The organism is Sphingomonas albertensis (assembly GCF_014358075.1).
In the GTDB taxonomy this organism is placed as follows: Bacteria; Pseudomonadota; Alphaproteobacteria; order Sphingomonadales; family Sphingomonadaceae; genus Sphingomonas; species Sphingomonas albertensis.
The window spans coordinates 100089-111733 of sequence record NZ_JACONT010000010.1; the positions used below are offsets into that span (position 1 = coordinate 100089).

Genomic DNA, 11645 nt, shown 5'->3' on the forward strand with positions numbered 1-11645 from the left:
GTCACGGGCGAGACGCAAAGGATTGCAGTGTTGGATTGGTCGCCGCAGGGTCCGGGCGATACTCAACGGTACGGAGGAACGCGATCAGGTCGGCCGGTTCGTTCGTCATGATGTAGCTGACACCCATGTCGAGCAGCTTGCCCCACTCTTCGTGACGCTGCGCTTGTGGGAGAGCATCAACGCCGTTGAGGGTTTCAACGAAAATACGTGTTCCTACGGGCCGCTTGGCGTCACTCACCGATCTGATGAAGCCGTGTGTCTGACGGTAGTCGAGGAAGAAGGCTGCAGGGCGAACTGATGCGAACGTGTTGAGCGAGCTGATCGGCTGGGTCCAACACGGGGCGGGGTAACCGGCGCCACACTCGTTTATGGTAGGTATGATGCTGACGACGCCTAATAGCGGCGAACTGAGAAGCTTCGGGTCATTCGAGCTGGAGGTCACCCAGGTTGTGACTTTTCCTTCCATGCCAAGGCGGCGGACCGACGCCGCGACTTTTGTTTCCGGAGCCGCTTTTAGATGGAGGTTCACCAGCAGTTTGCCGCGCGCGGCGACAAGCCCCTCGTCGAGCGTGGGCACATGCTCTTCCGTCAGGTTGGCATCGGGGCCGCCAGCTCCACGCTTCAGGCGAAGCGATCGGATTTGCTGCGCGGTCAGATCGGCGACCCGTCCGCTACCATTCGTCGTCCGATCCACTGTTTCGTCGTGCATAAGAACGAGCACGCCGTCCTTGCTCTCGCGCACATCGATTTCGACCTGATCGGCTCCGATTACGAGGCATTGTCGAATTGCCGAAACCGAAACCTCAGGAGCTGCTCCCCAGCAGGCGCGGTGCGCAAGAACGATGACGTATGGCCTTGCCGATGCCGCCTCGGGAATCGCCTGCGCCGTAGCGCCCCCCGAAGCTAAGCCTGACCACAAAGCAGCTAGTCCCGTGACGATAACCGTCTTTCGGTCAATCATGGTTTGATATTCCTTGTCGCTGCGATGGCGGCTTGGGTCGCATCTGCGAGCGACGCGACCCATCAATCTGATGCACACGCCGAAGGCGCACAGTTAGGAGACTAAGTCAGAAGTTTGCGCCAACTCTGACGAAGAAGTAGCGACCAATTGCATCGTAATTTGCTCCGCCGTCCTGACGAAAGCTAGGCGAATTTGGGCTAACAGTATTGCCGCGGAGTATCAAAGGCACCTGCGCATCGCTTATGTTTTTGACGCCAACGGATATACTATGACGTTTGGAAGGGCGGAACGATAGTGTGACGTCATTGTAGACGAAAGCAGGAATATGTGAAACATCAAAGGTTTCATTCGATGCCGCTGTCACGTCATACGTGGATCGACCAATAAAACGCGTGAGTAATCCGATACTAAACATTCCGATTGTGTAATCTGAAAACAGTGTTCCCCGAATTTTTGGGAAGTCCCATTCTCCAGCATAATCAACGCCCGGCCTACCCACGGCCGAAACGATGGTTTGGTCGAGTAAGTATGTACCACTCAAACGGTTGCTTAAAATGCCACGGCCAAGGCTTTTTCGATAATTGATACCAACATCGATGCCTTGGCTGCTACGTTTTGCGAGATTAGCGAACTGCGAGCGAACGGACGTGACTTCCCCGCGGGCATCACGCGTTATGAACTGGCAAAATGACTGATCCGGCCCGCCGGGCGAGTCGACACAGTTATTTAGCAAAGTCAGATATGGCAAAGCCGTTATGACGTTGTCGATCTTAATGTTAAAGTAGTCGACCGTTGCGTCGAGGCCACGAATGACCTTCGGCTGAAACACAGCTCCAAGTGTGTAGCTGTTCGACCTTTCGGGGGTGAGGTTTGGGTTGCCACCACTCACGATCACCGGTTGAGAAAGATTCGGGCGCGGCAATGGTAAGGCAACGCCCTTAACTAAAGCGGCACAATTTGCAGCCCTGTTGGTATTCTGAGCAATGAGACCTGTTTGGCAGGGGTCGTCGATACCTCCAAACGTGACGCTGGAAAGCGGTGAGAACAACTCGCCGAAATTTGGAACACGGACCGAGTGTGAGTAGACCCCTCGTAGGGTCAGTCCACTGAAGGGCTCCCAAGTTGCGCCTGCCTTCCATGTGTGCGTATCCGGATTATCCGAGTAGTGCGAATACCGGTAAGCGCCTTCGACCTCGACCCGCTTTGCAAACGGCAGGTCCGCAAGGACAGGGATGAGTGTTTCCGCGAACAGCTCGCTCGTATCCCGCTTGGCGTCCAGCGCAGGATGAAGCTGATAATCGAGGCCACCGGCCCAGATGATGCTGTTCAGTTTAGCTGTATCGGGATCGTCTCGCGTACTCAGTTTTTCGCGGCGCCACTCAAGTCCAGCGGCAAACGAGAGATCGCCGTACGGCAAGCTAAAGGCGCTACCCGATACGCTCCCACCCGCATTCAGGAGAGAATTCTTCGTCCTATCATACCGGTCACGCTCGATGTAGTTGAGGGCCGCTTGACTAAACGGCTCCGTCGAGACAAAATCAATCGGAACGCACCCAGCAGCTCGCGCAGCCGGATCAGAACACACGATCTGACCACTTGCATCTCGCATGGAGTTCCGGCCGGCAAGCCAGTTATCCTTCACGATCATGTTCGTGGTCGTGATATTGTCAACGACCTGCCCGTAGCGGACAAATCCTTGAAGTGTGAATTTGTCCGTCAGCTTGGCGCTCAGGTCCGTGCCAAGGGTGAAGTTGTCACGCTTGTGAATCTCGTAGGACCTCGGCAGATTGAGATATGTCCGCGCTAGGGGAATTGATGTCAAGCCATTGCCGACCATGAAGTCTCGCAAAGAAGACGGTAGATAAGGGTTGTTGAGTGTTGCCACCTCACCGCCAGCTCCGGCCCACCAGGAGGCCCGACTGTCTGAGCGATTGGCCGGCCAGACCGGCGTTGCCTCAGTGTAGGTATGGGCATAGCTGAACGTTCCGTTCCACGTGACGGCCGGCGTCAGCTCGTAGGACAGGTTTGTATATGCGGCCGCGCGCTGCGACTTCGCGCGCAGAAGGACGTTTTCGAAGCTAGTGCTACCTGTATCTGTGCCCCCTTCTTGTGTGCCGATGGGGCCCGTAATTACCGGGCGATAGCTATCCTGCGGCACCGCCGTGACCACGTCGTTGATTACCTGATACCACTGCTGGCAGCCTGCACCTGCCGGAAGGCAAAACGTAGGCACGGCCGCACGGCTAAAATTTCGTGTATCTTTGTTTAGAATATTGTCCGGTATCCCGTCATTCGGCCCCTTGCTCGCAGGGTTGGGATAATAGGATATGCGTTTGGGGTAACGAGACAGGTTTTCGATGGGCGTCGTGTCGTTATACTCTCCGCCGATCACAACATGGCCGCGATCGCCCCCGAAGGCGAAGCCGGTAGCCAATGTCGCGTTGGTCTGACGCCCATCGCCTCGTTCGGAAATGCCATTGGTCACGGACAACTCAACGCCCGAAAGCTTCTTTTTCATGATGATATTGACTGCGCCGCTTACGGCGTCCGCGCCGTAGATTGCTGCGGCGCCGCCCGTCACGATTTCGTATCGGTCGATGAGGGCAGTGGGGATCGTGTTTAGATCGACCGCCGAGGTGCGAGCTCCTCCGGAAACCCACCTTTTGCCATCAACGAGCACCAACGATCGGTTGGTGCCGAGATTGCGCAGATTGATGTTTGCAACACCCTGATCGAAAACCTGGCCGCCTGAATTGGTCTCGCCGACTCCCGGTCCCACCGCAGGCGTGAGCAGCAACGCATCGTAGACGGTCGTGCGTGCGAAGGTCTTTGCCTCCTCTGCTCGAATAACCGAGACCGGCATGGCGGATTGCAGTTCCGGTCGCGCGATGCGGGAGCCCGTCACCACGATGTCGCCGTCGCCAGCAGAGCTTTGCATGTCAGTTGACCCAGCTCCGATGTTGCTGTCGGGCTGCGGCTGGTTGTCTCTTGGGCCCGACACCGTAGCGGCCTGCGTAGCGCCAGTTGGCAGGGTGTCTTTTGCGGCAGGAACCGACTGCGCTTGTGCAGCGCACGTCCAGATAGTCGCAATGCCCGTACTAACAATCAAAATTCGCTTCATCGTACCCCCCCGCTGATTGGCGTTCGAAGGCTCGTTGAGCGTGCAATGTGACAAACTTAATTATTAAAGCTGAAATAAGGGTCGCGATAAAATTCGACGTAGTCAGTCTCGGATCGCCATGACATTGTGAATAGGGAGCATGGCCGCACCGATTGGCATGGCCCAGCTGCCAAGTCGGCTCGCATATATGGCTGGAGTTCGCTTGGGCGCCGCGCCAAAGATCCATTGAGATTGCCGCATCTCCTGCGCAATTGCGTCAAGGATCATCACTGGAATCGATCCAGTGACGACGATTGCACCCGGATCGATCCAGGCAGCCCCACTCTCAACGAGGGTAAGGAGCTGTTTTGAAGCACGGGCCGTCCAGTTCGCAATAATATCGGCATGCGAGTCGACATATTTCGATACGTCAAACAAAGATTGAAGGTTTGCGCCGGCGGCGTTGAGATCCCGGACGAGGTCAATGCCGGATGGTCTTGGCTCGTTCATGGCGGGAAACAGGCGGCCGATGTCTCCGGCGTTACCGTACTCGCCACTGATTACATTGTGTCGGTAGATGATGCTACCGCCCACACCGTGACCAATGAAAATGGAAATGGCGGAGCTGCACGACAACATGAGGCCATGGTCGTAAAAGTCCGCTAGTCCGGCCAGAGTAGACTCGTTCTCGACCCACACGGGAAAATTGAGATAGTCCTCGAAGAAGTCAGGGTATCTGATATTTCTCCACCCCTCCAGCCACTCGACCGTCCAGTATGAGGAAGCGTCGGCCGCATTTCCCGGGATCGCAATACCCAATCCGAGAAACTTGAGGCGCATGATTTCGGTGGACGAGGAGAGCTCCCTCAGTCTCAGGCTTACGAGTTCGGCGAAGTCCTTCGGACGCGGGCTGGTGAACGGTTCAGCATGTCTTGCAAGCACCTTTCCCGAGAAATCCAGCAGGACAAGCTCAATCCACCCGGGATGGGCCATCGCTCCCGCGGAGTAGCCGGCCCGCCCGCTCAATGTCAGCGGCACCGATGGACGGCCTCTGCCGGCAATGTGGTCGTCGAGCTCTTCGAGGCATCCCAAGATGACGAGTTCGCGCGCGAGCCTCGTCATGGACGCATTGTGCATGTTCAGGTCCGTCGCGATCTTCGATCGTGATGCAGGCCCGGTAGTTCGGATGTGCCAGACTATACGCTTTTGGTCGCTCGAAAGTACAATGTCCGGTTTTTCACGTTGTCTCATCTGTTTTGTGATCCGGAGGCGGTACGCAGGTCAGGCGTTTCAGGAGAGCGCGGTCTTTTACCTTTTCGTAGGGCGCTGGGAAGCCAAACGTCCAGCGGGACTAAGGTCATCGCTGTGCCGACGCCACCGGCCACGACTACGAACATAATCGTCAGGATGCTGATTGCCGTACCGGCCCTAAAGCCTTCTAGCACGAATCCGAAGGTCACGTTGCTCCCCGCAATTGCCAGCTTGATGGCTGTGGTCAGTAACGCGAACACCGGCCCGTCAATCCTGATCGTCGTGGCAGTGGCATGTTCCGTGGCCACAAGCGCCGCCCGCTCCCATATCAGGTTTGTAATGCCGGACAACGTTACGCCATAGAGGATGGCGAGTGACACGCTGACGAAAACGCCATGTGGAACGACAAGCGCGATGCCGGTGAGCATTGCGCCAGCGGGGAGCATCGTCGCCAGCAGGATCGGCCGTCCATTCCCATGAGCGCCAATCGAGTGGGCAAGAGGTGGTCCGATGATGGTTCCGCAAACCATTGCCATAAGAAGCGCCGAGCTTTCGGCATACCCTGCCTCGCCATGCCCATATAACGGAAGCAACCGGCTTATCAGCCCGAGAAAGCCGACCTGGAACGTTATGGCAACAATCGGAATAGCCAAGCGTCGGAACGGGAGCGTGGACCATCGGAATGCTGCCTGCGTCCCCTGTGCGGGACCCGCCACTACCGTTACACGGGAAAGTCCTACGCACGTCGGGATGACCAACAGAGCGATAAGGGCCATGATCCCTGCATCGATCAATGGGCTTGTTCTCGAAGTCAAAGCCAAGCCTACAAGCACTGAGGCAAACAGGCGACCCACTGAAGATGCTAGCGTCTTGCTGGTCACAAAGCGACGAACATCATACGGGGTCTTCGGCAGCAAAGATATCAAGCTATTTTGACTTACATCGTAGATTGCGTAACTCATCCGAAACGCGATTGATGATATACACACATAGATGATTTTGTTGTGCCATTCCGCTGGGGGAGGCCAAAACATTGCAATTCCGGTCAATGCCGCCAAGACCCCGAAAATGCTTTGAAGGCGAAGAGCGGCCTCTGCAGGGAAGCTTCTGCGCACCAGCCAATGGGCGACGAAAACGTCTGGAAGCGCGCTTAGCGCAAAAGTGACAAACATGATTGATCCGGCAATGCGCCCCGAAAAACCAACTCGCTCGACCAAATGGTACGCGATCAGCATGTCAGTGGCACACCACAAAACAGATCGAGAAAGCTGTCCGCTCCCGAAGGAGATCAGGCCGCTTCGGCTTGAATCAGATGTCACAAAGCTTTTTGCTTCCTAGGTGGCGAATATTCACCTTGAATAGCAATCTATGGAGGTTTCCCGTGACAATTGCGTGACGCGGCGGGAAACTGCTCCGGAGTTGAGAGCTTCATGCGTGAATGGTCAGCGACTTCCGCAGATCGCCATCCGAACGCCAATTGGTTGGCTGCCGCTTTTCGCCGTTTCGCGACCGCCTTCCGGCTTTTCCGTTTGGCTATCGAGTTTTGGGAATAGCGGGTCGCGCCTCAGTCTTTTCCTGCACAGTGGCGCAGGTTAGAAGGCACTCATGTCACATAAGCGTAACTTTCTGGTGGCTTTGCGGCCCGAGCCGAACCTCGCTCATCGTTGGGGGCTTCGATCGGCCTCAAGCCACACATGGCTTCCGGTTTCCTACTCAACTGAAATGGAGGCAAACGCCGCCATACGAGCGACGAGCAGAGAGAATTGTAATGGCACTGACACGGCTACGGGCCAATGACGATCCGCAATAGGAGTTGTCATCGTGAAGAGCCTGAGTCTTGCTGTGCCTGAGGAATTGATCGAGTGCGTGTCGACAGGTTCGCCCCCCACGACGCAGCAACTCACAGCGCTCGCGGCACGAATTTGGCGTGACGCCGCGCAGTATCGATCGGCGTTTTCCTGGGGTGACCTCGCGCCGGAAGCATGTGACCGCGTTTTTGCCCTTCGCTCGGCTGCATTGGCGCTAAACGGCAACTGAAAGCATCAGGTCAGACAGATGCCCCGATACCCGGGCTGGGTTGTATTGCTCCCATCCGGTAGGCCTGTTGTACGTTGCTGAACCAGAGCCGCTAGTCCGCCACTCCGTTGACACGTCGACCTAGACTGAGGTTAGGCGACGGCCAATCCCTCTCTGAATGACCGAAAACGACATGACTCATGCCGGTTGAGATCGAGCGCAAATTCTTGGTCATAAGCGACGCTTGGCGAAAAATGGCCGGTGTTGGCCGCCATTTCTGTCAGGGCCATATTTCGAAAGGCAGCTTATCCAGCGTTCGAGTCCGTCGCGCCTCGGACTGAACCGCCCCGGGTTTGTCCGAGGCTCCAACTCCTGAGAAGGTGGAGCCATGACGAGCAAGACGACGAACAAGTTTGCGCCAGAAGTCCGCGAACGGGCGGTACGGATGGTTTTCGATCACGAGCGGGACTATCCGTCCAGATGGGCGACCGTGGTATCGATTGCCGAGAAGATCGGCTGCGTTCCGCAGACGCTACATGAGTGGGTGAAGAAGGCCGAGGTCGACAGCGGCAAGCGCGGTGGTGTCCCGACCGAGGTGGCGGACAAGGTGAAGGCGCTGGAGCGCGAGGTCCGTGAACTGCGGCAAGCCAACGAGATTCTGCGCAAGGCATCGGCATATTTCGCGCAGGCGGAGCTCGACCGCCCGTTCCGGAGATGATCGCTTTCATTGACGATCACCGCGATGCCTATGGGGTCGAGCCGATCTGCCGTGTCCTGCCGATCGCCCCATCCACCTACTACGAGCACGTCGCGCAGCGACAGGATCCATCGCGTCTGTCGGCACGGGCGCGTGAGGATCTGATCCTCAAGCCCGAGATCGCTCGCGTGTTCGCGGAGAACTTCGCGGTCTACGGCGTGCGGAAGGTATGGCGGCAGATGATGCGGGAGGGCTTCGTAATCGCCCGTTGCACCGTCGAACGGCTGATGCATGAGATGGGCTTGGCAGGCGTGATCCGGGGCAAGCCGGTGCGTACGACCATCAGCGACAAGGCGGCGCCGTGCCCGCGCGATCACGTCAACCGCCAGTTCTTCGCGCCAGCGCCGAACAGGCTTTGGGTGTCGGACTTCACCTATGTCGCGACCTGGGCAGGGTTCGTCTACGTCGCCTTCGTCATCGACACCTACGCCAGACGGATCGTAGGCTGGCGCGCCAGCAGGACCGCGCACGCAAGCTTCGTTCTGGATGCGCTCGAACGGGCGCTTCACGATCGCCGTCCGACCCATCGGGGTGGCCTGATCCATCATAGCGACCGTGGGTCGCAATACGTGTCTATCAAGTACACCGAGCGCCTTGCCGAGGCCGGCATCGAACCGTCGGTCGGCAGTGTCGGCGACAGCTACGACAACGCTATCGACGTGCATGTCGTTACCTCTCCTTCCAGGGACCGCCCATGGGCCAGTCGCTGGCCAAGGCGGTGCCTTGGCCGAGCGCCAGCACCGGCGGCATCACCAGCGTCGAGATTTGCGCCTGGATCGCGGCGAACGGCTCGGGCGCCAGCGCGATTTCGGTCCGCCGCAGGAACGCTGTCCATTGGGCCTGCTTCTCGTCGGCGAAGGCGGGCGTGAGCGCCGGGGGCGTCTCGACGGGCAACGGGGTTTGGCGGCGATCGAAGGTGGCCTGGATGGCGCGGGACAGCACGGCGCCATCGAACGCGAACGATCCAGCGATCGCCCAGATGTCGTAGAAATCCTTCAGACGCGTGTTCAGCATGCCGAGCGCGACCATTGCCTGGAATTTCTCGGCCACGACCGTCTCGGGCGGATAGGCCCGAAGATGCGCGGTGGGCTGGCCGAGCAGCGACGGATATTCGATCTCGACAGCGCCCGGCGTGATCGCGTCGCCAAAGCCGATATCGACGTGCATCGGCAGCCGTGCGCCGGCGAGTTCGGCGACGAAGTCGATCCGGACGCCGGCATATTCATCCTCGGCGCGGGCTGCGGCTGCGCGCAAGGTTTCGGCCCGGAACACGATACCGTCGTCATCGACTCCGACGCCAAGGATTTCTTGAAAAACCGCTGCGAGCTGCTCGGGCGCGTTCTCGCCGGTGCCGAGCAGATCGAGGTCGCCAGTGGCGCGATAGGGGGCGGCCGCCCACAGGCTGAACAGCATCGCGCCCTTGAGTACGAACCGCTCGCGGTGTGGCGACATGCTGAGACGAAAGAGGAGGCGCTCGATGACGTAGCGCGTCATCAGCAGCTGTGCGTTTTCCCGGCGTTCGCGGGCGCGCGCCGTCAGCCGGTCGCGCACCGAGATTGCCATGTTCTTCGGCGGCCGGCTCATGTCATCGCTTCGAGATAGGGCCGGATCACCGATTGGACCCGATCGAGCTGGGCATAACGGTAGATCGCATTGAGGTCCGGCCGGGGCCGGGACTTCATGAAATCGCGCAGAGCCTCGACCGCCACGTCGATACCGATCTTATTACGGTGCTTGAAGCAGTCGGCGACGGTCTTGGCCGGCACGGTGATGGGCACGGGAACGCCGTCGATGAGGTGTGTCTCCACGCCCGCTGTCAGCCCTTCGCCGCTCGCCCGGACGATCTTGAGCGCCACCGACGGGTTGACCGGTGCCCAGTTCTTTTGGCCGAGCATCATCCATACCGCATGGGGGGTCTGCGTGGTCAGCTCGTGGAACTGCAGCGCGGAGAGCAGGCAGATGATTCCGCGAGGCTGGATGCGTACGGCCTCGGCCAGGCTCGCCGCACTGTCGACGTCAGCATCGGCCAGCTTGTAGAGTCCGCGGCCGACCTGCTGGAGGACGCCTTCATCCCGCAGCCTTTGCAGGGTTGCCCGCGTGACGCCGACCGCGTCGAAATCGCGGCCGCGTGCGATGCCGCGGTGACGGACGACCTGCAGGGCCCGTTCTCGATGGGTCGTCATTTCCATGCGGCCTGATATAAGTCCTCGGTATTTACATGCAATGACCAAGACTTTGTATCATTTCGTCGGCCGCGCCATGGCTCGTCCTTAGCCACTGACGCGTGGGGAATGCTTTCCCCTGACGGCTAGCCGAGGTCTGGCCGTACCCCTTCTGCGGGGCCTGCCCCCGCAACGACCCGGATGGCACGCGGAATCAACAGAGCGCACACTGCCAGCTTCTGGCGAAGCCGGTCAGGGTGCGCGCGTTTTGATGACCGCGTTGCACTCTTGCTCTGCCCGGAGGGCGCGGCAAGGGTGCGTTTCTGTGGCGCCGCGAGCGGCGCGGCTGCTTGGGGCTCTGCCCCAGGCGCCCTTCGGATCGTCTTCCGCCCAGCTTCCTCCGCTTCGCTCCGTGCAGCCGGTTCCCCGCGAAGCCGCCCCTCCGTTTGCACCCCCGGTCTCGCCGACGGGCAGGGGTTCAGGCGCGTGCAGCAGCTGCGCTGAACCCCAGCACGGAAAGGAAGGACCATGCATCACCAACTTGCCACTCGTTTCGGCCGCAACGCCCACCAGATCAGCGGCCGGGAGCCGCTCGACAATGAGGCGCTCTATCGCCACGTTCCCTCGATCTTCGCCCGTGAGGCGCATGACAGCCGATCGGACCGCTACGTCTATGTGCCCACGATCGATATCGTGGAGGGCCTACGGCGCGAGGGATGGCTCCCGTTCTTCGCGGTACAGTCGGTTCCCCGCGACGGCTCCCGACACGGCCACGCCAAGCATATGCTGCGCCTGCGCCGGGATGACGGTATAGGGAAGCCCGAGGCTGCTGAGGTCATTATCGTCAACAGCCATGACGGAACCTCCGCCTATCAGATGTTCGCGGGCATGCTGCGGTTCGTCTGCACCAACAGCATGATTGCCGGCGAGCGCTTCGAGGAAGTCCGCGTTCCGCACAAAGGCAACATTCAGGACGATATCATCGAAGGCGTGTTCACCGTCGCCGAAGATTTCCCGCGCCTGATCGATGCGTCCGAGCAGATGAAGGCGACCCAGCTTTCCGAGGCCGAACAGCGCTTGCTCGGCGAGGTGAGCCTTGTTGCCCGCTACGGCGAGGACGAGGCTCCACTGCGCCCCGAGCAGATCATCGCGCCGCGTCGCCGCGAAGATGTCGGCCGCAGCCTGTGGAGCACGTTCAACGTCATTCAGGAGAATGTGGTTCGTGGCGGATTGCAGGGCCGCAGGCGCACCGCCGAGGGCCGTATCCGCCGCGCCCAGACCCGCGCGATCAACGGCATCGATCAGAATGTGACGCTCAACCGCGCGCTGTGGACGCTGGCCGAGGGGATGCAGCGATTGAAGGCGGGGGTGGGGGGGGGGGGCGCGGCACACCAGCGC

General features: G+C 59.4%; 7 protein-coding genes, 1 pseudogene and 1 other annotated feature. Of the genes and pseudogenes, 2 read left to right on the top strand and 6 right to left on the bottom strand.

Annotation, left to right across the window (positions count from 1 at the left end):
* Position 1: 1 nt before the first annotated feature.
* From H8S47_RS06970 to H8S47_RS06985, 4 genes are all read right to left on the bottom strand, one after another.
* Complete coding sequence (locus tag H8S47_RS06970; protein ID WP_187503180.1) at positions 2-961, bottom strand: glycerophosphodiester phosphodiesterase family protein; 960 nt, start codon at positions 959-961, stop codon at positions 2-4.
* Between the two features lie 106 nt (positions 962-1067).
* Positions 1068-4082: a TonB-dependent receptor plug domain-containing protein gene (locus H8S47_RS06975; RefSeq protein ID WP_187503181.1), complete on the bottom strand. Its 3015-nt coding sequence runs from the start codon at positions 4080-4082 to the stop codon at positions 1068-1070.
* A gap of 102 nt (positions 4083-4184) precedes the next feature.
* Complete coding sequence (locus H8S47_RS06980) at positions 4185-5183, bottom strand: ROK family protein (RefSeq protein WP_214654985.1); 999 nt, start codon at positions 5181-5183, stop codon at positions 4185-4187.
* Between the two features lie 125 nt (positions 5184-5308).
* The gene (locus tag H8S47_RS06985) at positions 5309-6631 is read right to left on the bottom strand and encodes an MFS transporter (RefSeq protein WP_187503183.1); all 1323 of its coding nucleotides are present in this window, start codon (positions 6629-6631) and stop codon (positions 5309-5311) included.
* 1085 nt (positions 6632-7716) lie between these two features.
* On the opposite strand from H8S47_RS06985, the pseudogene H8S47_RS06990 reads away from it, so the two are divergent.
* Positions 7717-8741: pseudogene (locus H8S47_RS06990) on the top strand (IS3 family transposase); the annotation flags it as partial.
* Positions 8001-8117 (top strand) — a sequence feature (AL1L pseudoknot). Its footprint overlaps the pseudogene before it by 117 nt.
* A 13-nt stretch (positions 8742-8754) precedes the next feature.
* Here the strand turns inward: H8S47_RS06990 and H8S47_RS06995 are convergent.
* Positions 8755-9669 (bottom strand): nucleotidyl transferase AbiEii/AbiGii toxin family protein, encoded by a 915-nt coding sequence (locus H8S47_RS06995; protein ID WP_187503184.1) that lies wholly within the window; start codon positions 9667-9669, stop codon positions 8755-8757.
* Positions 9666-10274, bottom strand: coding sequence for a type IV toxin-antitoxin system AbiEi family antitoxin domain-containing protein (locus tag H8S47_RS07000; protein ID WP_187503185.1), 609 nt, complete (start codon positions 10272-10274; stop codon positions 9666-9668). Before H8S47_RS07000 ends, H8S47_RS06995 begins: the two co-directional genes overlap by 4 nt.
* A 501-nt stretch (positions 10275-10775) precedes the next feature.
* Between H8S47_RS07000 and H8S47_RS07005 the strand changes: the two genes are divergently transcribed.
* Positions 10776-11645 (top strand): DUF932 domain-containing protein (locus tag H8S47_RS07005; protein WP_187503186.1); only part of this gene is annotated, 870 nt, incomplete at its 3' end.

Coding starts and splice junctions, on each gene's coding strand:
- H8S47_RS06975 (WP_187503181.1), bottom strand. CDS start 4,082: ATGAAGCGAATTTTGATTGTTAGTACGGGCATTGCGACTATCTGGACG.
- H8S47_RS06995 (WP_187503184.1), bottom strand. CDS start 9,669: ATGAGCCGGCCGCCGAAGAACATGGCAATCTCGGTGCGCGACCGGCTG.
- H8S47_RS06970 (WP_187503180.1), bottom strand. CDS start 961: ATGATTGACCGAAAGACGGTTATCGTCACGGGACTAGCTGCTTTGTGG.
- H8S47_RS06980 (WP_214654985.1), bottom strand. CDS start 5,183: ATGACGAGGCTCGCGCGCGAACTCGTCATCTTGGGATGCCTCGAAGAG.
- H8S47_RS07000 (WP_187503185.1), bottom strand. CDS start 10,274: ATGGAAATGACGACCCATCGAGAACGGGCCCTGCAGGTCGTCCGTCAC.